Source organism: Desulfosarcina cetonica JCM 12296, from assembly GCF_001311845.1.
In the GTDB taxonomy this organism is placed as follows: Bacteria; Desulfobacterota; Desulfobacteria; order Desulfobacterales; family Desulfosarcinaceae; genus Desulfosarcina; species Desulfosarcina cetonica.
The window spans coordinates 1-22,651 of the sequence record NZ_BBCC01000037.1 but is presented as its reverse complement, the minus strand read 5'-3'; the positions used below and the strand labels follow the sequence as shown (position 1 = coordinate 22,651).

Annotated in this window: 20 protein-coding genes and 2 pseudogenes; 12 read left to right on the top strand and 10 right to left on the bottom strand. The window is 59.7% G+C overall.

Annotated features, from left to right (window positions below; translation table 11 throughout):
• Positions 1 to 122 precede the first annotated feature (122 nt).
• The 3 genes and pseudogenes from JCM12296_RS10905 to JCM12296_RS50395 all read left to right on the top strand — a co-directional run bounded on the left by JCM12296_RS10905 (position 123) and on the right by JCM12296_RS50395 (position 2,898).
• Positions 123 to 1,541 carry a HAMP domain-containing sensor histidine kinase gene (locus JCM12296_RS10905; protein ID WP_054692587.1) on the top strand — a complete coding sequence of 473 codons (1,419 nt, stop codon included), beginning with the start codon at positions 123 to 125 and terminating at the stop codon, positions 1,539 to 1,541.
• Positions 1,538 to 2,461: pseudogene (locus tag JCM12296_RS44175) on the top strand (sigma-54-dependent transcriptional regulator); the annotation flags it as partial. The gene JCM12296_RS10905 and the pseudogene JCM12296_RS44175, both read left to right, overlap by 4 nt.
• Before the next feature lie 86 nt (positions 2,462 to 2,547).
• Entirely contained in the window at positions 2,548 to 2,898 is a 351-nt protein-coding gene (locus tag JCM12296_RS50395) for an AAA-type ATPase lid domain-containing protein (RefSeq protein WP_422698678.1), read from the top strand.
• Positions 2,899 to 2,999: 101 nt separating this feature from the next.
• Here JCM12296_RS50395 and JCM12296_RS50390 read toward each other — a convergent pair.
• From JCM12296_RS50390 to JCM12296_RS38155, 6 genes and pseudogenes are all read right to left on the bottom strand, one after another.
• Positions 3,000 to 3,849, bottom strand: a pseudogene (locus tag JCM12296_RS50390) (cytidylate kinase-like family protein).
• 18 nt (positions 3,850 to 3,867) lie between these two features.
• Positions 3,868 to 4,089, bottom strand: a complete 222-nt coding sequence (locus tag JCM12296_RS44160) for a hypothetical protein (RefSeq protein WP_246804151.1) — start codon at positions 4,087 to 4,089, stop codon at positions 3,868 to 3,870.
• Positions 4,086 to 5,678, bottom strand: a complete 1,593-nt coding sequence (locus tag JCM12296_RS10890; protein WP_246804150.1) for an SLC13 family permease — start codon at positions 5,676 to 5,678, stop codon at positions 4,086 to 4,088. The genes JCM12296_RS44160 and JCM12296_RS10890 overlap by 4 nt, the downstream gene beginning before the upstream one ends.
• A 225-nt stretch (positions 5,679 to 5,903) precedes the next feature.
• The gene (locus JCM12296_RS10885; protein WP_054692581.1) at positions 5,904 to 6,443 is read right to left on the bottom strand and encodes a universal stress protein; all 540 of its coding nucleotides are present in this window, start codon (positions 6,441 to 6,443) and stop codon (positions 5,904 to 5,906) included.
• A 57-nt stretch (positions 6,444 to 6,500) separates the two neighbouring features.
• Entirely contained in the window at positions 6,501 to 6,920 is a 420-nt protein-coding gene (locus JCM12296_RS10880; RefSeq protein WP_054692578.1) for a universal stress protein, read from the bottom strand.
• A gap of 116 nt (positions 6,921 to 7,036) precedes the next feature.
• A complete protein-coding gene (locus JCM12296_RS38155) occupies positions 7,037 to 7,354 on the bottom strand; it encodes a hypothetical protein (RefSeq protein ID WP_157067532.1) in 318 nt (105 codons plus the stop codon).
• 100 nt (positions 7,355 to 7,454) lie between these two features.
• Here JCM12296_RS38155 and JCM12296_RS10875 point away from each other — a divergent pair, with 100 nt between their 5' ends.
• From JCM12296_RS10875 to JCM12296_RS10865, 4 genes are read left to right on the top strand one after another with little or no spacing between them, the layout of a single operon-like run.
• Positions 7,455 to 9,071 carry a response regulator gene (locus JCM12296_RS10875; protein ID WP_172683853.1) on the top strand — a complete coding sequence of 539 codons (1,617 nt, stop codon included), beginning with the start codon at positions 7,455 to 7,457 and terminating at the stop codon, positions 9,069 to 9,071.
• A gap of 25 nt (positions 9,072 to 9,096) precedes the next feature.
• The gene (locus JCM12296_RS47340; RefSeq protein WP_172683856.1) at positions 9,097 to 9,471 is read left to right on the top strand and encodes a S16 family serine protease; all 375 of its coding nucleotides are present in this window, start codon (positions 9,097 to 9,099) and stop codon (positions 9,469 to 9,471) included.
• Positions 9,472 to 9,488: 17 nt separating this feature from the next.
• A complete protein-coding gene (locus tag JCM12296_RS10870) occupies positions 9,489 to 10,292 on the top strand; it encodes a hypothetical protein (RefSeq protein ID WP_054692574.1) in 804 nt (267 codons plus the stop codon).
• Positions 10,280 to 10,747 (top strand): hypothetical protein, encoded by a 468-nt coding sequence (locus JCM12296_RS10865; protein WP_054692571.1) that lies wholly within the window; start codon positions 10,280 to 10,282, stop codon positions 10,745 to 10,747. The genes JCM12296_RS10870 and JCM12296_RS10865 overlap by 13 nt, the downstream gene beginning before the upstream one ends.
• A gap of 86 nt (positions 10,748 to 10,833) precedes the next feature.
• On the opposite strand, the gene JCM12296_RS10860 is transcribed toward JCM12296_RS10865, so the two are convergent.
• On the bottom strand, positions 10,834 to 12,885 hold the full coding sequence (locus JCM12296_RS10860) for an LTA synthase family protein (protein ID WP_054692568.1): 2,052 nt from the start codon (positions 12,883 to 12,885) through the stop codon (positions 10,834 to 10,836).
• Positions 12,886 to 13,388: 503 nt separating this feature from the next.
• On the opposite strand from JCM12296_RS10860, the gene JCM12296_RS10855 reads away from it, so the two are divergent.
• From JCM12296_RS10855 to JCM12296_RS10835, 5 genes are all read left to right on the top strand, one after another.
• Complete coding sequence (locus JCM12296_RS10855) at positions 13,389 to 14,195, top strand: cytidylate kinase-like family protein (RefSeq protein WP_054692563.1); 807 nt, start codon at positions 13,389 to 13,391, stop codon at positions 14,193 to 14,195.
• Between the two features lie 46 nt (positions 14,196 to 14,241).
• Positions 14,242 to 16,104 (top strand): SulP family inorganic anion transporter, encoded by a 1,863-nt coding sequence (locus JCM12296_RS10850; protein ID WP_083456052.1) that lies wholly within the window; start codon positions 14,242 to 14,244, stop codon positions 16,102 to 16,104.
• Positions 16,101 to 17,486, top strand: a complete 1,386-nt coding sequence (locus JCM12296_RS10845) for a TrkH family potassium uptake protein (protein ID WP_172683852.1) — start codon at positions 16,101 to 16,103, stop codon at positions 17,484 to 17,486. The genes JCM12296_RS10850 and JCM12296_RS10845 overlap by 4 nt, the downstream gene beginning before the upstream one ends.
• 4 nt (positions 17,487 to 17,490) lie before the next feature.
• On the top strand, positions 17,491 to 18,153 hold the full coding sequence (locus JCM12296_RS10840) for a potassium channel family protein (RefSeq protein WP_054692558.1): 663 nt from the start codon (positions 17,491 to 17,493) through the stop codon (positions 18,151 to 18,153).
• A gap of 259 nt (positions 18,154 to 18,412) precedes the next feature.
• Positions 18,413 to 20,383, top strand: a complete 1,971-nt coding sequence (locus tag JCM12296_RS10835; protein ID WP_218188042.1) for an ABC transporter ATP-binding protein/permease — start codon at positions 18,413 to 18,415, stop codon at positions 20,381 to 20,383.
• Here JCM12296_RS10835 and JCM12296_RS10830 read toward each other — a convergent pair.
• From JCM12296_RS10830 to JCM12296_RS10820, 3 genes are all read right to left on the bottom strand, one after another.
• Positions 20,364 to 21,650, bottom strand: a complete 1,287-nt coding sequence (locus JCM12296_RS10830; RefSeq protein ID WP_172683851.1) for a DegQ family serine endoprotease — start codon at positions 21,648 to 21,650, stop codon at positions 20,364 to 20,366. The two genes, JCM12296_RS10835 and JCM12296_RS10830, sit on opposite strands and share 20 nt — an antisense overlap.
• Positions 21,651 to 21,901: 251 nt before the next feature.
• Positions 21,902 to 22,423, bottom strand: coding sequence for a TM7S3/TM198-like domain-containing protein (locus tag JCM12296_RS10825; protein WP_281491974.1), 522 nt, complete (start codon positions 22,421 to 22,423; stop codon positions 21,902 to 21,904).
• 21 nt (positions 22,424 to 22,444) lie between these two features.
• The coding region (locus tag JCM12296_RS10820; RefSeq protein WP_172683850.1) for a universal stress protein at positions 22,445 to 22,651 on the bottom strand (207 nt) is incomplete at its 5' end.

Genomic DNA, 22,651 nt, shown 5'->3' with positions numbered 1-22,651 from the left:
CCGCGGATATCCAGAGCCCCTTGCGGATGGCCTTGTGCCCCTTTCAGCTTCAACCGGTTGACAGATTCCATCGTCCGATTATACAACCTCAACGCTGAAAAGCCATCCGCAGGGAAGGTCCCATGACAATCGGTATCCGCAAAAAAATCACCATCAGCTTCGCCCTCTTCATTCTGGCCAGCACCCTGATCTGGTTTCTCAACTATTATAAATATCAGCTGCTCACCGAGAAGCTGCAGATCATCGAGAAAAAGGATCACGCGTTCAACATGATCCTCGAGGCCCGGCGGTATGAGAAAAACTTTTTTCTCTTTCACAACACCGAAGACCTGGCCCATTCCATTGACTATATCAAACTGGCCGAAGCCCGCCTCAAGGAGATTATCTCCGTCCACGGGCGCTACACCGCGGAACGCGATCTGAAAGCGAAACACCAGGCCCTCTTGGATTACCTGGGTGCGCTTGAGGCCCTCACGCCCTCCCCGGGCAACGAGAGCGCCTCTGAGCCGCCCAATGATCGGATCCGCGACCTGGGCCGCATTATGACCGATGACTTCGAGTCCATGCTCAGTCAGGAGCGGCGGCAGGTCATCCAGTTGGTCCACGAATCCGGCTACTATCTTTATATTGCCCTGGCGGCGATCTTCGTGGTGACCTTCGGCATCGCCGTGTTCATGTACTTCAACATCAACACACCTTTGAAATCCATCGAAACGGCCATCGACAAGATCGCCTCGGGAACCTATGCCGGCATCCCGGCCATTGCCAGCGGGGATGTTTTCGAATCCCTGATTACCAGCCTGAACCACATGATCCAGGAGTTGAACCGGCGCAACGAACAGCTGGTGCAAAGTGAAAAGCTGGCGTCCCTGGGGACGCTGACCTCCGGTGTCGCCCACGAACTGAACAATCCGCTCAACAATATCTCCACCTCGGTTCAGATCCTCCTCGAAGAATTGGAGGACGACAACCTGGCGTTCAAGCGCGAACTGCTGGAAGAGACCGAAAAACAGATCGAGCGGGCCAGGGACATCGTCAAGGCGCTGCTGGAATTTTCCCGTCGGGGCGCATTCAATCCCAAACCCACCGCATTCAAGGAACTGGTCTCCAAGACCTTGAAGATGCTCAAGGGTGACTTGCCGGCCAACATCACCCTGGAGGTGGACATTGCCGAACAGATCCGCGTCGATCTGGATGCCCAGCGGATCCAGCAGGTGCTGATCAATCTGATCCAAAACGGGGCGCAGGCCATGCCCGACGGCGGCCGCCTGACCATCAGCGCCGAACCGCCCGACGGTGAAAATCAATTCTGCTTTCGGATCACCGACACCGGATCCGGCATCGAAAAGGAGATGCAGGGCAAAATCTTCGATCCGTTCTTCACCACCAAAACCGATGGCCGGGGCTCGGGCTTGGGGCTTTCCATCAGCCACGGCATCATCGAACTACACAAAGGCAGGATCACGGTGGACAGCCGCCCGGGTGAAGGGACGACATTTGCCGTCTGCCTGCCCAATCGACAGGCTTCGGAAACATCATGACGACGCAGCAAGAGACCTTATTGGTGGTGGAGGACGAGGATCTGGCACGCAAGAACCTGGTGCACATCCTGGAACGTGAGGGGTACGCGGTCGTCGGCGTGGAGAGTGGGGAGAAGGCCGTTGGGTTATTAAAGGAGCGACCGTTCGATCTGGTCCTCACCGATTTCAAGATGGGCCGTGTGGACGGGCTCCAGGTGCTGGAAAAATGCAGGGCGCTGCAGCCGCATGTCGAGGTCATCCTGATCACCGGCTACGCCACGGTCGATATCGCGGTCAAGTCCATGAAGGATGGCGCGTTCTACTGTATCGCCAAGCCCTACAAGATCGACCAGGTACGCAAGATCGTGCGGGAAGCGCTGATCAAACGGCGACTCCAGTTGGAAAATGAGCGCCTGCGGGAAGAGTTGCAGCGCAGCCGTCCCATGCCGGCGCTGATCGGCAAAAGCCAGGCGATGGAAAAAATTCGCGACACCATCCGGCAGGTGGCCCCCTCGGACACCAATATCCTGATATTGGGGGAAAGCGGCACGGGCAAGGAAATCGTGGCCAAGGCGATTCACCTGCTCAGCAATCGTCAATCCAAACGCTTCGTGGCCTTCAACTGCGGTTCATTTACCGAGGAGTTGATGGCCAACGAACTGTTCGGGCACGAAAAGGCGCCTTTACCGGCGCGGATCGCGAACACGCCGGCCTGCTGGAGGTGGCCGAGGGCGGGACCGTCTTCCTGGACGAGATTGGCGACATGCCCTTTTCCATGCAGATCAAGCTGCTGCGGGTCATGCAGGAACGCGAGCTGATGCGCGTGGGCGGCGTCAATCCGGTGCCGGTGAACGTGCGCTTTCTGGCGGCGACCCACCGTGACCTGCATGAGGACGCCCGCACCGGGCAGTTCCGCCAGGATCTTTACTACCGCCTCAACGTGATCACCATTCACATCCCTCCCCTGGCCCAACGCGAGGATATTCCGCTTTTGGCCCAACGTTTCCTGGTGCGCATCGCCGGCGAAATGAAAAAAGAGGTCAACGCCATCGACGCCGAGGTCATGGATCTGTTGAGCGGTTACAGCTGGCCGGGCAACGTCCGCGAGCTGGAAAACGTCATCGAGCGGGCCGTGGCCCTGGCCACCACGCCCACGATCGGCGTGGATCAGCTCCCCGATCACCTGTGTAACCTCACCATCGAGACCTACCGCAGTTCCGGCGATGCCATACCGACCATGGAAGAGCAGGAAAAACACTACATCGAATGGGTGCTGCAAAAAACCGACGGGAACAAGACCCAAGCGGCCAAGATCATGGGGATCGACCGGGTCTCCCTATGGCGCAAGCTCAAACGCTATGGGTGGGACGAGAGCTGAACTGAAGAAAAGACGCGCGATCTGACCCCGTTATCCCTTGCCGCTCGACGGTGGAAAACGGATCCATCGCCGCGCATATTCGTCACCGACAGCGGGGATTATCAAACGAAATAAGGCGTGTTGATCGCGCAATCGATATCCTTCACCCCGGGAATGGCCGACACGATCCCGACAATCTTCTGATAGACATCGTCACGAATCTGGTCCTGCACCTGATGCTGCAGGGAGGGACTGGCCGCGCCCGAAGGAATCAGCTTCTGGCCCTCCACCCGGAGGTGAACGATCCCCTCCCTGCAACGCACCTCGGCCTTGCAGACACCGGCCAAGGCCACCTTGACACGGTTCTCGACGGCCAGATCGGAAAGGGCGGTCAGGGATTGCGGCGTGGTTTGGAAACTCGGACTTTCCGTCAGGCGGCAAAGCGTATCGCAGGCATCGTCGATGGTCAGTCGCCCGATATGCAGCAAGACGTCGTAGAGTCGCGGATCGTTCATGTCGATGCGGTAGATGCTGCGATACCATTCGGCCCGTTCCTGGTCCTCGCGGCCGATCAGCCGCTCGGCTTCCTCCCGCGAAATCTGCTGGCGACGTTGCACGAGCTTGATGCGCGTCCGGGTCGGCAATGACGCGCACCTTGAGCACGTGGGCAATGCCTTCGAGCAGCATCTGGCCGGCGAAACCGTGATAGACCACGTTGTCCCTGGCCACATGCTCCAGCAAGGCCGCCTGAATCCGGTCGATCACCCCTTCGCGCACATGGGTGATGCGTTCGAAAAAACCGGGCGCATCGTGGAGGGCGTCGAACAATCGGGTTTCGGGGATGTCAAAGGCTTTGGATGCCTCCAGCAGCACTTCCTGGCTGATGCATTCGTAGCCCAGTCGCTCGGCGACGCACTCGGCCAGTTGCTTGCCGTGGCTGAAACATCCCCGGGATATGGTGATAATGGCCATAGCGGTGAACTCCTTTGCTCAGATGCCGTAGAAGAAATAGAGAATGGTCAACTCCACCACCAGGAAGAGCGCGGTCATGACGAGACCGGCCTTGGCGTAATCGATGGTGCGGTAGCCGCCCGGACGCATGATCAGGGCGTTGACCTGGTGGGTCGGCAGCACGAAGGTGTTGGAAGCGGACAATCCCACCACCAGCGCCGCCATGCGCGGATCGGCCCCGGCCATCACCGCCATGTTCATGCACAGGGCACGAGCAGTACCGTCGCGCCGACATTGGAGATGAACAGGGTGAAGCATGAGGTCATCACCCCCACGGCCGCCAGGAGAACGATGGGAGACGGGTTTCCCAGCAGTCCCAGCATCTTGGTGGCGATAAAGGCCGCCGTGCCGGTCTTCTCAAAGGCCATGCCCAGGGGAATCAAACCGGCCAAAAGAAAGACCGTCATCCAATCCACGGAGCGATAGGCTTCGTCAACACTCAAGACGCCGGTGATGATCATGCCCAGGGCGCCGGACATCAGCGCCACGGAGAGCTGGATCTTGAAGGCGATGATCTGCAAGAGCGCCAACGCCAGCCAGAAGACGGCCAGTTTGGCTTTCTGGGGCCTGAGGATCTCCCCTTCCAGGGGCGTGGCGAAGGTCAAGGCCCGCGGTTGCGGTTGGTTCTTGAGCAGATGAAAACGCTCCCAGGGGCCCTGCAACAAGAGCGTATCGCCCATGGAAAGGGCGATCTGGGTCAGCCCGGTGTAGTAGATGCGATTGCCCTTGAACAGGGCGATGGGGTTGAGATTGTACAGTTCCTTGAAGTTGACCTGGTTCATGGTCTTGCCGATCAACTCGGAACGCGGCGAGACCACGGTTTCGGCCATGCCGGCACTGGTCCGGGCCAGGCTTTCGGCAAAAGCCTCGAGTCCGTCCTTCAAGGTCCAGCCCAGCTCGGCAGCCATCTTGCGGACGTTCTTCTCCTTGCCCACCACGGCAACACTGTCACCGGCATCGATCTCGTTATGGCTTCTGGGTGTCATGTTGATATGCTTTTCACCGGCGTGTTTGATCGCCACCACGGTGAGCAAAAATTTGGAGCGCACATGCAGATCCTGCAGGGTCTGGGGGCCGGCAAAATCCTGGGGCAAGAGCAGTTCGAAGGTGTTTCCCAGGGCTTTGTACTCTTCCATGAGGGCCGCCGTCACCCCACGGTCGGTTTCGCCCTTGGCCGCCGGCAGAATAAACTTGCCGAAGACGATAAAATAGATGATGGCCGTGGCGAGAAGACAGATACCGATCGGCGTTTGGGTAAAAAGGCCAAAGGGCGCCAGCTTTTCTCCCCCCAGGGTCATCAGGTCGTTAAGTAGGATTGTCGGGCTGGCGCCCACCAGGGTGAGGGTTCCCCCAATGATGGCGCAGAACCCCATGGGCATGAGCAGCCGCGATACGGGAATTTCCATGCGTTTGGCAATGCGCTGGGTGGCCGGCATGAACAAGGCCGCCGCGCCGATGTTCTGCATCATGCTGGAGATGATTCCCACGGCGCCGGAAATCAGAGCGATCACGCGGCTTTCGCTGTTACCGGCCATCCGGATGATCGGTCCGGCGACCTGATTCATCACGCCGGTCTTGTCCAGGCCGGCACCGATGATGATCACGGCGATAATCGAGCAAACCGCGTTACTGCTCAGGCCCACAAAGGCCTCCTTGGCCGAGATCAGGCCGGTGAGCGGCAACATCACCATCATGATGATGCCCACCACATCGACCCGTACCCATTCGAAAACAAACAGCACCACGGCAAACGACAGCATCAGCATGGTCAGAATCATCTCGGGGGTCATCCAGGAAACTCCTCTCGCTTCTTCGATACGAACAAAGTGCCGCGGATCGATCCGGCGGCGGGTTTTTCAAAGGCCCGCGACTTACTTCTCATTACGGAACCAATAACACAGGCTGAACGCAACCAGGATCAACCCGATGGAAAGATAGAAGTGACCAGTCATCGCGATCGTTCTCCAGGGATTGGGGATATCCGCAGGCTGGCTCGGACATCGCCCAATGCAGTCTTAGATCATTGAATAGACCAGCACCTCATTGCGCAGGGAGTTGGTCTGGGCAATCCGGTCGGTGGTTTCCGCCTGGGGCTGGGAATCGGCAATCACAAACTCGATATTGCTGAATTCGTGCTGGAGGCTGGACAGGGCCTGTTCCGGCTCGTCGAACTTGACGACCTGCACAAAGGGGATCCCGGCCGCCTCGGCAGCCTGGCGAAAGGTCTGGCCGTTGACGCTGCAAATGGACTGAAACTCATCACAGAGTTTGCTGCGGGATGTCGAAAACAGGCCAAAGGAGTCGCAGGAAAGCGGCGCGCTGTTCAGGGCCACGATTTCGTAGGACATGCGGCGGGCCATATCGATGGCATAGTCGACGACTTCATCGGAGAACTGGCTTTCGTTTCCCATCACCACCAGGCGGCCTTCGACCCCCCCGGCGAGCTCATTTGCGGGTACGGCCGCATCCAGGGCCTTTGCGGTGAGTTGTTGTTCCGCCGCCGGTTGATCTTTCAGGGTGTTCTTTTTTGCTCTTCTTCTGAATGGATTTCGCATGTCGTAACGCCTCCTGATTGATTCTGGTTTATTGATTGGGATCTATTGGTTTGGATTTCACGGTGCCTTTTTCACCAGCACCAGCGGGATGGCCAGCTTGCGGATGGACCAGTTGCCCGCCGGGCGGATGGTTTTTCCCTTTCTGCCGGCCCGACCCTGGGGTGCTCGCGGGTCAACGACCGTCAAGACGATATTGCGATGCGTTCTGACGTAGCGTTCGACAATGGTTCCGGGTGCTTCGCCGGTGACCTCGCAATGGTAGTTGACCCGGGCTGGCGACCGATCGCCCAGCAACTGCGCGAACCGGTCCGTGGCCATGGCTTTTTGCCGCTTCTGCGGAGCGGAAATCCCGCCACCGAGGGGCAGGATATGCAACACATCCAAGCGGGCCGTGATCCGGCGACACAAGAGCAAGGCATAATCCAACGCCTTTGGATCCGGGGGCAGGTGATCGGTGGCAAAAAGAATGGTTTTCATAGGATCATCCCATTGTGCTGATGCGATCCGCATCGGTTTCGTGATAGTAGCTTTATCAATTCACGTGCCATGCATCGGGATGAAATATAACGCCCCAAGATTAAAAAGAAATGTTATCAATTAAAGCCATGGGAAAAGAAAAAGGCAGCCGTTGCTATTTGCAACGTAATATTTTGGGATAAAAATAATATTTGTTTTTTCAGCATATTAAACTGTGTTACAGAAAAAGCGGGAAGGCGTTGCACATCGCAACGAAAGCGAATTTCAAGCACTGTTTGACCATCCGCCGCCGGGGTTGGCCGCTCCGCATCCGCCGCCTGGGCATTATTCAGAAACGGTGCTGCGCCCCATACCGTCGGGCGTTTCCATCGCCTGCCGCCAATGGAAATCGGCCAGCGGTTTTTTATGCCAAGATCTGGCGTCCACGTGAACATTTCTTGCAGGGCGTTTTTGGCGTATTGGAAAATGCGGATGAAAACGAAGGGTCGATTTTTTCAACCTGCCCGTTCAACCCTATGGCAAGGAGTTCCCCCCATGCGGATTTTCAAGAAGGAAGCGCCCGTGTTGACCCCGGAATCGCCGAAAAGCGAGATGGACCAGTATCGCCAGGCGGTACGCGAGGCCGGGATGCCCCCCGAGGCCGCCGAAACCACCCTGAAGGAGATCGACCGCATCGCCAAGATGCCTTCCGGCAGCGCCGAGCACACCATCGGCATCAATTACGTCGATTACCTGACCCACCTGCCCTGGAACCGTATGACCAAGGACCGTCTCGATCTCAAGGCGGCCAAACAGGTTCTGGACGACCACCACGAAGGCCTCGGCGAGATCAAAACGCGGGTGCTGGAATATCTGGCGGTCAGGATCCTGCAATCCGAAAGCCGCCACCGCATGCTGGTGGTGGATGACGAAAAGGTCACGCGCATGAACCTCATGCACGTACTCAGCAAGGAAGGCTACCCGGTGGAGACCGCCGCGGACGGCCTGGAGGCGATTCGCCTCTTGGACGAGCAGGACTTCGATGTGGTGATCACCGATCTGAAGATGGAACAGGCCGACGGCATGCAGGTGCTGGAAAAAGCCAAGCAGAAAAATCCCGACACCGAGGTGATCATCATCACCGGCTATGCGACCGTGGCCACGGCCGTGTCAGCCATGCAAAAAGGCTCCTACCATTTCCTGGCCAAGCCGCTTAAACTCGACGAGATCCGCACCACGGTCGACAAAGCCCTGCAGAACAAACGCACCCGCCTGGACCACCATGGGCCGGTGCTCTGTTTCGTGGGCCCCCCGGGCACGGGCAAAACCTCCCTGGGCCAGGCCATCGCCAAAAGCATGCAGCGCCGCTTCGTGCGCATCTCCCTGGCCGGCATGAAGGACGAGGCCCAGCTGCGCGGCCACCGGCGCAGCTATGTGGGCGCCCTGCCCGGCCGCATCATCCAGGAACTGAGGCGTGTGGAAGCCATCAATCCGGTCTTCATGCTGGACGAGCTGGACAAGATCAGCCAGGAGTTCAAGGGCGACCCGGCGGCGGCCCTCCTGGAGGTGTTGGACCCGCAGCAGAACACCCATTTCATGGATTACTACCTGGATCTGCCCTTCGATCTCTCCAAGGTGATGTTCATCGCCACGGCCAATACCGTCGACACCATTCCGGAGGCCCTCTTGGACCGTCTGGAGGTCATCGAACTCTCCGGCTACACCGAGCAGGAGAAGGTCCGCATCACCTTCAATCATCTCATCCCCAGGGAAATCGCGGCCAACGGGCTCGAGGGCCGCGCGATCGGTTTCGAGCCGGCGGCGGTGACGCATTTGATCCGCGACTACACCCGTGAGGCCGGGCTGCGCGGTCTCCAGCGGCAGATCGCCAGCCTGTGCCGCAAGATCGCCCTGGAACAGGTCGACAAGGGCAGCGGCCACGACCCGCTGACCATCGACACCGAAGCCGTCACCGCGTTTCTGGGCCCCCGCCGGTATGCCCATGAAGTCACCCAGGCCAAGGACCGCGTCGGGGTGGCGACCGGTCTGGCCTGGACCCGCACCGGCGGCGAAATCGTCTTCGTAGAGGCCACCCACATGCGCGGCAACAGCCGCCTCACCCTGACCGGGTCGCTGGGCACGGTGATGAAGGAGTCGGCCCAGGCGCAATGAGCTACGTCCGCAGCCACCTGACGGAATTCGCCATTGCCGAGGATTTTTCGACCGGCATGACATCCACATTCATATCCCGGCCGGGGCGATCCCCAAGGACGGCACTTCGGCCGGGGTGACCATCGCCGTGGCCCTGCTCTCCATGATCACCCATCGCGCCTGCCGACGCGATGCGGCCATGACCGGCGAGCTGACCCTGACCGGACGGATTCTGCCGGTGGGCGGTATCCGCGAAAAGCTGCTGGCCGCCCACCGGGCCGGCGTCCGCACGGTGGTCCTGCCGGCCCGCAACCTCGTCGATCTGACCGAAATTCCCGAGGATATCCAGGCCGACCTGACGATCGTGCCCATCGAGGATCTCGCCCAGGCCGTCGAACAGGTGCTCAAGCCGGAAGCTTGATCAACGGAGCAGCAATCATGCGAAACATCCAAAAAAGGGTGCAATGGGCAGGCCTGCTGGTGGTCAGCGCGCTTTTGACGAGTTGTTTTTTCGGCGCCGTGACAGGTAAAACGAAAACCATGCGGATTGACGCCCACACGCCGGCGCCAACCCGATTCGTGGTCCGCGATGGCGTTCTGGTCGATCTCCGTCAGGCCGGGCAGGCGGTCTTCTTTCGCGGGATGGGATATTCGCCCTATCATCCGGGCGAGACGCCCCTTTACGGCGATCCGCCGGGCAACGACGGCCGCTATGCGCGGGATCTGGCGATCATGCAGGCGATGGGGGTCAATTATCTGCATGTCTTTCCCCAACGGATGCCGGCCAACTTCTTCACCGCCCTGGATGAAACCGGGATGGCCTACGGCCAGGATGTCTGGATCTGGCCCTATCAGGGAGACCTGCTCGATCCGGCCTATCAGGCCAAGACGCTTGCCGATATCCGCATGGTCATCGACCACACCTATACCACGGGCCGCCCCGACCGGCTGGTGCTTTTTTCCATCGGCGACGAGCTGCAGGCCTCCTCGGTAATCCAAACCGATGCGGCCCACCCGCTGGTCCGCGACTACCATGGCAAACACCTGACCCTGACCCGGCGCACGCCATCGGAAATCGCCATGGCCATGCTGGTGGATGGGGCCATGGACTATGAACTGGCCCGCTACGGCCGGCGCCATCTTTATTGTCATACCAGCTGGACGCACATCGGGCCGCTGGCCGATCGGCCGGACCTCGAGGTGGAGCAAAAAAGCGTGCTCGTGCCGACATGGGGGATCTGATCTGCCTCAACGTCTACACCTACGCGCGCGGGGTGATGACCTCGCCGCCGGGATCGGTGAGCGGCACGACCTACCAGGGCTACCTGGAGCAACTCGCTCGCGAGATGGACAAGCCCATTCTGGTGACCCAGGTGGGGCTGTCCACGTCGCCGATCGAACCCAAGGCCTGGGTGCCGGGCTTTGGCGGCCATCGGGTGACGGATGTCCCCGCGATGTTACGCGCGATCTGGAACGATATCCGCACGGCGCGCGGCCATGAAAAATTCTGCGGTCTGACCTTTTTCGAATTTCAGGACGAATGGTGGAAAAGCGGCGAGGACCCCACGGATTGCCGCCGGCATGAGGCCGATGACCCCGAGGAGTGGTTCGGCATCTACGCCGTGGATGCGGACGGCACCCTGGCGCCCAAGGGCGACATCCCGGCCACCGTGAAGGATCTGTTCACTTCGCAATAAAGGCAGGCCGACGCTGCCCGCTCAACCGCGATGGATGATGACGTCGAAGGTCTCCAGCTGAATGCGGGCATCCTTGCCCGCCCCGGTCAGGTGAAAGGAGAAGGATTGGCGCGCGTGGGATTGTCGATGTCGAAGGCGATGCGGCTCTCCTCGCCGGCATGCAGGCGCGGAAAGGCCGGCGGGTCGACACCTTGGACCAACTTCTCGAACTGCCGTAGGGTCAGTTTAAGCTGGATCCCCTCGGACGGGGCGTCAAGGGCCTTGACCCGGATCGACACGTGAACTTTTGAATGATCCGGGAAATCCAGGTATTGGGCACCGACAAGGTTGTCGGTCCACTCGTTGGTGAGGGTCTCCGGCAGATCGATGATCTTGCCATCGCCAAAATGGAGCCGCTGGATCCGTGCCCGACTGGTCAGTTTGTGATCCAGGGTCGCGGCCATGGCGAAAAGCTGCGGTGCGTGGTCCTTGCGATCCGGTCCGAAATCGGCAGGCGGAATCCCGATCAGGCTCGGTGCCGTGCCAACGTTGCAAGGCCCGCCGGCCGTGCATTCAAAACGCCGGTTGTCCGCCGTGTGCCAGCGCAGCTTGCTGGTGGTGTAGGAGATCATCTCTCGGGGGGTGGTGTAGTCCCGGAAGAAACTCCGGCCGATGATGGATGCCGGCGGCGGCAGGCCCAGGTAGTCGAGCACCGAGGCGGTGATGTCGAGCATCCCGTAACTCCCGGTTTTGATGCGCGGCAAAGCCTTTCCTTCCGGCGCGAGGATCACCATCAAGCCCCAGCTGCTGATCCAATCGGCGATCGCATCGCCATGGGACTCGTCCGAGGTGATGATCACCAATGTATCCTCCAGAACGCCATCCTCGCGGATGCCGCGCAGAAATTCACCCACGGCATCGTCGAGGATGGCACTGGTGGCGATCATGCGGTTGGGGTAGCGGGCCACGATCGCGTCCGGCGCCGCATAGGGTTGATGGGTGCCGACCGTGAGCAAGGTCAACAGCCACGGTCTGTGTTTGGCCTGCAGGTCGGCAATATAGCGGCGCGCGCCCCGGAAAAAGACCGGATCGGTCTTGCCCCACATGAACGGATAGGGATCGGGTTCGGTGAACCATTCGCTGCCGTGCACATGCTGGAAACCGATGGCGGGCATGACCTTGTCCTTGTTCATGAAGGCCAGTCCCGCCCCCTGCAGGTAATGGGTCTCCCAACCGTTTTCGGCCATCTGGGCCGGTAGGCAGGCGCCGGCCCGCGCCGCATTGGTCTGCACCTCGAAGGCCTTGGACATCTCGTAGGAAAATTTGCTGAAGTCGCCGCACAGCATGGCGTACAGCCCCCGGATGGTCTGGTGGCTGTGGGTGACGAAATCGGGCACCAGGGTCGCATCCGGTGTATTTTGCGCCAACTCCTGCATTTCAAAAGGACCGGCGGGCACGCCCATGGCCTGGCGGATCTGGGGATAGTAGAGACCGGGTATGCCCTCCAGCGTGATGATCAGCACGTTTTTTGCCCGCCCCTTGCCCGACAACAAGGACCGGCCGGAAAGATCGAGGGTTCTCAGGCTGGCTGGCAAGACCGTCATCGGCAAATCCGGGTCGGCCTGTTTGGAAGGGGTGGCGATGGCGTCGGCCACGAACCAATGCAGGGGGTTGTAACGGGCGGCGATGCTGGCCTCCCCCAAATGCCGGTCGAGCGGTGCCTGAATGGCCAGGAGCACGCCAGCCAAGGTCAGGCCGATGAAAAAAAAACGCTTTGCCGGCGGCCGGATGGTAAAGAAACCGGAAAGTAGCGCCGAAACCAGTAATACCCCGCTCAACACAGGCGACGCCAAATGCAGTCCCTGGGTGCTGTTCTTTATGAAGCTGGGGTCGGCCAGATAGTGCAGATCCTGCCAGGAGGGCAGGCGCTGCATGGAGGCCAGCAGTTCCTGGGAACCGGCCTGGAACAGCGCCCAGAAGCCGACCAGGGCGATGCGCATCAGCCGGGGCAGGTAAAGGGCCAGGCAAAAGACGAGCAGCCCGAAGGCAGCATCGGAAACCAGGCCGGCCGGCTCGGAGGCGCCTTTTTGCAGCAGTCGCCACAAGAGCGGCAGAAAGCAGGGAATGGCGAGAAAAAGTGGCGGTAAACGCTTATTCAAGGCCAGGACTTATCGTCAACACGCCCCGCAGTGGGGGTAATTTTATAAATGATACTGGACAGATACACTGAGTCACAGAAATACACGACGCAGCATGGCGAATCCAATGACAGTTACAGTTAGTTTACGTTAGTAGTATTCACCATCAATTAAATCAATACCATTTTGGTTTGGCATGCTGTCTGGATCGACCGCCAGGGCAACTGTATTTGGTTTATTGTCATTTTTTTTGATGTTGGTGACGTGTAGGAATATCAAATGTCCAATGAAAAATGGTGGTATTCTGACGATTTATAATCGATATCAGCCTTCAATTGGCATTTTGATTTTGGCATTTGGCATTGATTGATCCCAAACCCCGGATTTCTCATTACACCAACAGCAAGGATGAAATCCAAATACGGTTGCCCTGGGTTCCCACCCTCGGGGTTTGCCGAGATCCGGAAGATGCGCTATAACGATCACCATAAAAACGGTTTCACCGGAAAACGGGAAATTCAAGCATGTCCATCGTCACCATTTCACGGGGTTCCTACAGTCGGGGCAAGGATGTGGCCGAAAAGCTGGCCCAAGCGCTCGGTTACGAGTGCATCTCCCGGGAGATCATTCTCGAGGCATCGGAACTGTTCAACATTCCCGAACTCAAGCTGAGCCGTGCGATCCACGACGCACCAACCATCCTGGACCGTTTCACTTCGGGGAAAGAGCGTTTCGTGGCCTTTTTCAGGGCTGCCTTGCTTACCCATCTACAGCGTGATAACGTTGTTTTCCATGGTCTGGCCAGCCATTTTTTCCTGCAAGGCATCCCCCACGTGCTGAAAATCCGCATCAGTGCCGACCTGGAAGACCGGGTGCATGAAGAAATGCAACACGAGGGCATCACCGCCGACGAGGCGCGCACGATGCTGATGAACGACGATGCCGAGCGCCGTAAATGGAGCATGCACCTGTTCGGCGAGGATAGCTGGAATCCGCTGCTCTACGACATGATTTTACACCTTCAGAACATGCAGGTGGACGACGCCGTGGCCATCATCCTGAACGCTTTGTCCCTGCCCTGTTTTCAGAGCACGCCGAATAGCCGGCAGCAGCTCGACGACCTGGCCCTCGCCGCCCGGGTGGAAGCCGCCCTGGTCAAGGACTATCCCCGCGTGACGGCCGATGCCGCCACGGGCGACGTCTTTGTCAACGTGCGCGGATCGTTGGTGGATGAACAGAGCATTACCGAAAAGGTCCGACGCCTGGTTGAAAAGGTGGCGGATGTGGAATCCCTGCAGGTCAATGTCGTCCCCTTTGTGGTGGAGGAGTAATGCGCAGCCGATTTGAATGGGTCCAAAGGCAGGTGGGCAGGCGGGGATGAGCCGATATCATCAAGGTGAATACACGCCTGTAACCCGCTCTTGGTGGCGCCGCATCTTTCCCTTCCTGCGCTGGTGGAACTTCATCGGGTGGGATACCTTAAGGGCCGATTTTCTGGCCGGACTGACCGGCGCGGTGCTGGTGCTGCCCCAGGGGGTGGCCTTTGCCATGATCGCCGGGCTGCCGCCCGAGTATGGTCTTTACACGGCCATTGTGACACCCATCGTGGCGGCCCTGTTCGGCTCCTCGCTGCATCTTATCTCCGGCCCCACGACGGCCATCTCGATCGTCGTTTTCACCACGGTCAGCCCCCTGGCCGAACCGGGATCGGCGGCCTACATTCAGGCCGTGTTGACCCTCACCTGCCTGGCCGGGATCTATCAGCTGGCCTTTGGCCTCGCCCGGCTGGGGGCCCTGGTCAACTTTGTCTCCCACTCGGTCGTGGTCGGGTTCACCACCGGTGCGGCGATTCTGATTGCCACCAGCCAGATGAAACATGTCCTGGGCATCGTCATCCCCCGCGGCCATTCATTTTTGAATGCCTGGCTGGAGGTGATCCGGCAGGCGACTCAGATCAACCCGTATGTTCTGGTGGTCGCGGCCCTCACCCTGGCGGCGGCGATCTTTTTCCGCATCACCCTTCCCCGCTGGCCGGGAATGCTTTTTGCCATGCTGATCGGCAGCCTCGTCTGCCTCTTCATCGGCGGCGACCACCACGGCGTCCCATTGATTGGCCAGATGCCCGCCCGTCTGCCGCCACCGTCACTGCCGGACTTTTCCTTCGAGACCATCCAGGTGCTGGCCCCCAAGGCACTGGCCGTGGCCCTCTTGGGGTTGATCGAAGCCCTTTCCATCGGACGGTCGATCGCTTCCCGCTCGCGCCAGCCCATCGATGGCAACCAGGAGTTTATCGGGCAGGGATTGTCCAACATCGTGGGCAGTTTCTTCTCCAGTTATGCCGGTTCCGGCTCGTTCACCCGCTCGGGCATGAACTATCAGATCGGGGCGATCACCCCCCTGTCGGCGGTTTTCTCGGCCGGTCTCCTGGCCCTCTTGCTCCTGCTCATCGCCCCCCTGACCGCCTATCTGCCCATCGCGGCCATGGGCGGCATCATTTTACTGGTGGCCTACAACCTGATCGACCTCAACCATGTACGCACGATCGTCCGCACCAGTGGCGAGGAGACGGCGGTCATGCTGGCCACTTTTCTGGCGACCCTCTTTCTTGACCTGGAGTTCGCCATCTATGCCGGCGTCCTGCTCTCCCTGATCCTCTACCTGAACCGCACCGCCCATCCGCGCATCGCCAACCTGGCACCCAACCCCGAGCCGACCGGCCCGCCGCTGATAGAGACGGACAAGGAGTGTTCCAACCTGAAAATCATCCGCATCGACGGGCCACTGTTTTTCGGATCGGTCAACCATGTGGACGAATTCCTGCATAACATCGACAAGCGTCTGACGCATAAACGGCATGTCCTGATCGTCGGGTGCGGCATCAATCTGGTTGACGTGGCCGGCGCGGAAATGCTATCCCGCGAAGCCCAACGGCGTCGGGCCCAACGGGGGAGTCTCTCCCTTTGCGAGATCAAACCTGAAATAAGGGACGTGCTCACCCGTAGCGGCGCCATGAAAATAATCGGTGCCGAACACGTTTTCACCACCCACCGGGAGGCCATCGCCCGGCTGATGGCGCGTATCGATACCAGCCGATGTCATCAGTGCAAAGACGCGGGATCCACCCGATGCCCCATGGGGCTGCGGGAGGATCCGGAACAAGCGGTCCGCACCGATACCGGTCAATCCGTCACCATGGAGGAAAACCGTTTCCATGGATCGTCCGATCAATCCACGCCATGAATCGTTTTAGACCCTTCGCACGCCTGTCCGCACGACTGCTGCGTTCCCCGGCACGCTTGTCAATTATGGGGTTCGGTCTTTTGATCAGCGCCGGCACGGCATTGCTCATGTTGCCGGCGGCCAGCACCGCGGCGCCCCTCGGCTTCGTGAATGCGCTTTTCATGTCCACCTCGGCCAGTTGCGTAACCGGCTTGTCGGTGATGGATATCGGCAGTCAGCTGACCCAGTTCGGCCAGTTGGTTGTTCTGGCGTTGATCCAGGTGGGCGGGCTGGGCATCCTGACCCTATCGACCCTGCTCCTGATGATGATGAAGGGCCGCCCGACGCTCTCCGGGCAGGCCATCATCAAGGACACCTTCACCTACGGCGAAGGCAAACAGACCGTGGCTTCGGTGCTCCGGTCCATCTTTCTGACGGCCTTCACCATCGAGGCGGCGGGGGCCCTGTTGCTCTACCTGCGCATGGCCCCCCAAAGCGGATGGTCGGCGGCCGCCTATCCGGCCATCTTCCATTCGATCAGCGCCTTCTGCAATGCCGGTTTCTCCCTTTACGCGGACAGTTTCATCGGCTATCGCGAGGATTGGATCGTCAGTACCACCCTGGCCATGCTGATCGTCATCGGCGGCATCGGCTTCGTGGTGATCGCCGATGTGAAGAGCCGCTTCCTGGACCGTCACAAGCAGGTACGCCGACTCAGCCTGCACAGCCGTCTGGCCCTGTCGGCCAGCGCCATCCTGATCCTGATCGGCACCGTCGCGATCCTCTGCATGGAGTGGGGCAACACCCTGGCGACCCTGAGCATCCCCGGCCGCGTCCTGGCGGCCCTGTTCCAGTCGATCACGGCCCGCACAGCCGGGTTCAATACCCTGAACATCGGCGCCATGGCCAATGAGACCCTCTTTTTTCTCTGCATCCTCATGTTCATCGGCGCCTGCCCCGGCTCCTGCGGCGGCGGCGTCAAGACCACCACCATTGCCGGATTGGTCATCCAGGGAATTTCACGCCTGCGCGGCCACAGCCATCCCCAGGTATTCCGCCGCACCCTGACCGAAGCCAGCATGTCCAAGGCCACCAGCGTGGTGATGGTCAGCGCGGCCCTGATCACCCTTTCCATCATGGTCCTGATGATGAGCGAGTTGGGCGGACTCTCCCATGCGCAGACCCGTGGCCGCTTTCTGGAGCTTTTCTTTGAGACGATCAGCGCCTTTGGTACCGTGGGCCTCTCCACGGGCATGACCGGCAGCCTGTCGGCAGTCGGCCGCATCACCATCGTGCTGCTCATGTTCATCGGACGCCTGGGACCCATGGTGATTGGCCTGGCGGTCAGCCGCGAGCGGGTCAGTCGGTTTCATTACGCCGAAGAAAATATCATGATTGGATAATCCCATGAAAAAGCAGTTTGCCGTCATCGGACTCGGTAATTTCGGATTTTATCTGGCCACCGCCCTGTTTCAAAAGGGCCACGAGGTCCTGGGCATCGACATCAAACCCAAACTGGTCCAGGAGATTCGCGACCGGGTCAGCCGGGCGGTAATCGCTGACGCCACCGATCCCCAGGCCATGAAAGAGCTGGAACTCTCCAAGATGGACGCCGTGGTGGTCAGCATCGGTTCCATCCTCAACAACAGCATTCTGGCCACCTTGAATATCAAGGATCTGGGCGCCAAGCGCGTGGTCGCCAAGGCGGTCAGCGAGGCCCATGGCCGCATCCTGAGAAAAATCGGTGCCGATGAGATCTACTTCCCGGAAAAGGACCTGGCCCTGACCGCCGCCCAGCGCCTGGACAACCCCAATGTCCTCGACTACCTGCCCTTCATGGAGGGCTACAGCATCGTCCAACTGGCCCCGCCGGCATCGTTCATCGGCAAGTCCCTCATCGAGCTGGACCTGATCAACCGCTTCGGCATCCAGGTGATCGCCATCAAGGAACTGGTTCCCGAGAACGTGGTCATGATCCCCACCGGCCGTTTCGTGGTCAAGGACAGTGACATTCTCGTCCTGTTGGGACCCGACAAGGCCCTGGTCGGCCTGCAGGAGAATGCCGGCTGAAACGCGTGGCGCTTCTTTTTGACGAGGTCATCAATCATGGGCTGCCCGGGGGCCGTCTTTGTTGCTCCGTCGCCTGCCATCCATCCTTTTCCCAGCGATTACCGTTTGGTTAACCAACGGTTGTTCCGGCACATCACGCTCGACAATTCCTCATAGCGGGCTATATTATTTCCGTGTCGCCGCATAACCGGTCAACGGTTGGCGACGATTTGGTTTCAGGCCCCTATCTTTCATCACGCCCGGAAAGGAAACAGCGCCCATGGCCGCCAAGCCCCCTTCCCTGTGGAGACGCTTCGCCAGTATCGCCCAGCCCTATTTCTTCCCGCGCATTCCCGGTGGGGGGTGGATCACGCTCCTGCTCATGGCCGTGTTGATGATCTTTCTCTTCGGGATCCTCAGCGTGGTGGTGGCCGGTGCGGTTGCCGTGGGCAACGCCCTGGCACCGACGCTGGTGGGAAAGATCGCCGGTGGCATGGTGGCCTTGGTCAAGGACCTCTTCTCCTCCGGCGGATGGCTGCTGATCGCATCGGCCCTGGCCGTTCCGCTGCTGGTCTTCGGTGGCTATCGCAGACACCTGAAGGCCCGCCGGAAGGCCTGGATGCTGTTGGCGATGGTGCTCTTGCTGTCTCTCTCGGTGACCGGCATCAATGTGGCCTTCAGCTATATCGGCAATTACTTCACCAATGCCCTGGTCAAGAAAAATCAGGAGATGGCGTATATCTACGTCGCCGTCTATTTCTGCGGTTTTTTGGTCGGCATTCCCATCGTTGCCTTTTACGGGTACGTTCGCGATTATCTGGGCATGCACTGGCGGGAGTGGATGACCGGTGAATTTCTCGGCAACTACTTCAAGAACCGCAATTACTATGAAATCGAGGCCGACGGCGGCATCGACAACCCCGACCAGCGAATCAGCGAGGATATCCGCTCCTTCACGCGGACCTCTCTGGCATTTTTGCTCATCATCCTCGGATCGCTGATGGATCTGGTTTCGTTCACCGGGATCCTGTGGTCCAAGTCACACCTATTGGTGGGCGTGGTTCTGATCTATTCGGTGGTCGGCACCCTGCTCACCGCCCTCATCGGACGGCGCCTGGTACGCCTCAATTTCAACCAGCTGCGCTACGAGGCCGATTTCCGCTACGGCTTGGTGCATGTGCGTGACAATGCCGAATCGATCGCCTTCTACCAGGGTGAGGATCCGGAAACAGCCCAGATCCGCGGTCGTTTCAAAAACGTACTGAGAAATTTCAGTCTGCTCATCGGCTGGCAGCGGAACCTCTCCTTCTTCACCACGGCCTATAGCTACCTGCCCCTGGTTTTGCCTTTCCTGGTGCTCTTCGGTCCCTACTTCAAGGGTAAGATCGAATATGGCGACATGGTGCAGGCCAATTTCGCTTTTTCCCAGGTGTACGGCGCACTCTCCCTGATCGTCTCCCAGATCGAATCCATCACCAACTTTGCCGCCGGGATCAAGCGTCTCTCCACCTTTGCCGAGGCGATTCCCGCCGAGCGGACGCCTCCCCAAGGCATCTTCTCGGAGAGAAGTGGTGGCTTCGCCATGCAGGCGATGACCCTGATGACGCCGGACAATCGGCGCAATCTGATCCGCGACCTGTCGGTGGCCTTGGCCCCCAACGACAGCCTTGTGGTCGTGGGCCCCAGTGGCGTGGGCAAAAGCAGCCTGCTGCGGGCCATCGCCGGTCTGTGGACCCGTGGCAGCGGCATCGTTCGTCGCCCCCCCCTGGGGGAAATCTTTTTTCTGCCCCAGAAACCGTACATGCTCCTGGGCAGCCTGCGCGATCAGTTGTGCTACCCACAGCTTAAAAAAATCATGCAGGACACCGAATTGCAGTGGATGTTGGAACAGGTACACTTGGAAGATTTGGCCGAGCGCATGGGCGGCTTCGACGCGACAACGGATTGGGCCGATGTGCTCTCCCTGGGCGAGCAGCAACGGCTGGCCTTCGCCCGCTTGTTGGTCCACCGGCCGGGGTTTGCCGTGCTGGACGAAGCCACCAGCGCCCTCGACCGGGAGAACGAGGCCCACCTCTACGACCTTTTGCGCAAACGGGAATCCGCTACATCAGCGTGGGCCACCGCGAGACCCTGCTCGACTACCACGATCGGGTTCTGGAGCTGCGCGGCGGGGAAAAGTGGCGCGTGCTGCCGGTGGCTGAGTACCGTGCCGCGTTGTCGACGGTATAGACTCAAGGTAAAGTCAGGGTAAGAAAAAACGTACTGCCGCCGCGATCGACCAGTATCAGAAGAATCTTGTCCTTAACCGATTGGCCGACAATGCGCTGAAAGGCCGCCACATCATTGACCGGCTGCTGCTCGACCTCGATGATTACATCGCCCGGTTCCAAACCGGCATCGGCGCCGGGAGAGCCCGCTTCCACCTGCAGGACCAACACCCCCGTGACACGGTTGAGGCCATAGGTATTGGCCACTTCGGCGGTCATGGTCTGCATGGACAGGCCCAGCCGGGCACCGGCCGCTTCTTCCGGGTCGGCGCTGGGAATCTCTTCCTCCAACTCACGGGTCACTGCGGTCAGGGCGATGGTTTTTCCCCGACGCAGCACGTTGATCTCGATGGATTTGCCGATGGGCTTGGTGGCGATGATCAGGGGCAGTTCCCGCGAATTTTTCACCGACTTGCCATCCACGGACAGAATCACGTCACCGCGCTGAATGCCGGCGGCAGCGGCGGGGCTGTCCGTGGGCACATCGGAGACCAGCGCGCCGCGGTCTGTTTCAAGCCCCAGTTTGCGCCTGAGGTCCGGGGTGACGTCCTGGACCATCACGCCCAGGTAGGCCCGCCGGACCTTGCCCTGGCGCAGTTGAGGGAGAAGATCCTTGACCATGTTGATGGGAATGGCGAACCCGATTCCCACACTGCCCCCTGACTGTGAGAAAATCGCCGAGTTGATGCCGATGACGTCCCCATCCATGTTGATCAGCGGCCCCCCGCTGTTGCCCGGGTTGATGGGGGTATCGGTCTGAATGAAATTGTCATAGGCACCGGCGCCGATCTGCCGGTACTTGGCGCTGACGATCCCCGAGGTCACGGTGTTGCCCAGGCCGAAGGGGTTGCCGATGGCCACGACCCAGTCCCCGACCTCCAATTTATCCGAATCGCCCAGACGCAGCGGCGTGAGCGCATCATCGGTTTTGATGCGGATCAGGGCCACGTCGGTTTTGGGATCCCGGCCGACCACATCCGCCGGGAACTCCCGGTCATCGGCAAGTTTCACCTTCAGGTCGGAGGCATCCTCGACCACGTGATTGTTGGTCAGAATCAGCCCATCGGCATCGATGATGAACCCGGTGCCCAGGGTCCCCTGGCTGTAATCCTTGGGCATGCGGTTGCCGAAATAGTGTTCGAAAAAATCCTTGAAGGGATCGTCCGGCCCAAAGGGCGTCTGCTCCGGATCGGCGGCCTGGACTTTTTTGACCACCACGATATTGACCACGCCGGGTCCGACTTTCTTCACCAGATTGGAAAAAGAGGATACGGGCTGGGCCGCTACCGAGGCCGCGGCAGCGCAAAAACAATCGTCAGGCCGACCACCAGCCGGACCACCATCTTAAACGACGCATGTTCGCTTTTCATCGATACTCCTGTCCGGGCCAATACAAGCAAGGCTGTTTTTTGCGTCTTATTTATTGTTTCTTATTTTTTTCAAGGCCCAATCGAAGAAGAAGCGAACAAATCCGATCCCCGGGAATCATCAGCGGAAACTTGTCAGGGCACCCGTCTGTGGCGGCGCATCCATCCGGCCTGCACAACCACGCCGATGAGGATCAATACCAAGTAGATCGCTACGGCAACGGACCATTGCAAGCCCATGCCGTCGACGATCAGGGCGGCGCCCAGCATGGCCGAAAGCACAATCAGGGCCCAGTCGAAAAGCAGAAAGGTGGCCACGGCACCAACCACTGCGCAGACAAGGACCACCCAGGGGAAGGTCTGTGCGCCGGCCGGCGGCAGAAGGTTCAGGGCAAGGGTGGCGCCGGCCAGAAAGCCGCCCACAACCACGGCCAATTGTTGGGCAAAGAGGGCCAGCAGCGCGCCGAGAATGCCGCAGCCCAGTCCAATGGCCCAAATCACCGCGAATGGCTGGGGGCCGAACAGCAGTGGCGCCGCCTGGATACCGACGGCGAATCCGCACACGCCGACGAACAGCCAGAACAGTCGTCGGCCCATGAGCAAAAGCACCCCCCCATGGCCGGTAACAAGAGATGCGGCATCATCACGATTCTCCAAAAATTGAAAAAAGAAAGGGTTTCAAACCGGCACCAACAATACCGGCCGCGCGGTTCGCGCCAACAGCCGGGCACCAATGCTGTGCGACCAAAACCCTTCGGGGCCCATCCGACCATGGGTACCGATGACGATCAGATCGGCATCGACGGCATCGGCGCGTGCGGCGATGCCGCTGGCCGGCTCACCGCGGGCCACGTGGATACCGGTGGCCACACCGGTATCCGAGAA

Excerpts from the sequence above, each read along its gene's own strand:
- JCM12296_RS10905 (WP_054692587.1), top strand. The coding sequence starts at position 123 with ATGACAATCGGTATCCGCAAAAAAATCACCATCAGCTTCGCCCTCTTC.
- JCM12296_RS50395 (WP_422698678.1), top strand. The coding sequence starts at position 2,548 with ATGAAAAAAGAGGTCAACGCCATCGACGCCGAGGTCATGGATCTGTTG.
- JCM12296_RS44160 (WP_246804151.1), bottom strand. The coding sequence starts at position 4,089 with ATGAACATGGCGGTGATGGCCGGGGCCGATCCGCGCATGGCGGCGCTG.
- JCM12296_RS10890 (WP_246804150.1), bottom strand. The coding sequence starts at position 5,678 with ATGACCCCCGAGATGATTCTGACCATGCTGATGCTGTCGTTTGCCGTG.
- JCM12296_RS10885 (WP_054692581.1), bottom strand. The coding sequence starts at position 6,443 with ATGCGAAATCCATTCAGAAGAAGAGCAAAAAAGAACACCCTGAAAGAT.
- JCM12296_RS10880 (WP_054692578.1), bottom strand. The coding sequence starts at position 6,920 with ATGAAAACCATTCTTTTTGCCACCGATCACCTGCCCCCGGATCCAAAG.
- JCM12296_RS38155 (WP_157067532.1), bottom strand. The coding sequence starts at position 7,354 with ATGTTCACGTGGACGCCAGATCTTGGCATAAAAAACCGCTGGCCGATT.
- JCM12296_RS10875 (WP_172683853.1), top strand. The coding sequence starts at position 7,455 with ATGCGGATTTTCAAGAAGGAAGCGCCCGTGTTGACCCCGGAATCGCCG.
- JCM12296_RS10870 (WP_054692574.1), top strand. The coding sequence starts at position 9,489 with ATGCGAAACATCCAAAAAAGGGTGCAATGGGCAGGCCTGCTGGTGGTC.
- JCM12296_RS10865 (WP_054692571.1), top strand. The coding sequence starts at position 10,280 with ATGGGGGATCTGATCTGCCTCAACGTCTACACCTACGCGCGCGGGGTG.
- JCM12296_RS10855 (WP_054692563.1), top strand. The coding sequence starts at position 13,389 with ATGTCCATCGTCACCATTTCACGGGGTTCCTACAGTCGGGGCAAGGAT.
- JCM12296_RS10850 (WP_083456052.1), top strand. The coding sequence starts at position 14,242 with ATGAGCCGATATCATCAAGGTGAATACACGCCTGTAACCCGCTCTTGG.
- JCM12296_RS10845 (WP_172683852.1), top strand. The coding sequence starts at position 16,101 with ATGAATCGTTTTAGACCCTTCGCACGCCTGTCCGCACGACTGCTGCGT.
- JCM12296_RS10840 (WP_054692558.1), top strand. The coding sequence starts at position 17,491 with ATGAAAAAGCAGTTTGCCGTCATCGGACTCGGTAATTTCGGATTTTAT.
- JCM12296_RS10835 (WP_218188042.1), top strand. The coding sequence starts at position 18,413 with ATGGCCGCCAAGCCCCCTTCCCTGTGGAGACGCTTCGCCAGTATCGCC.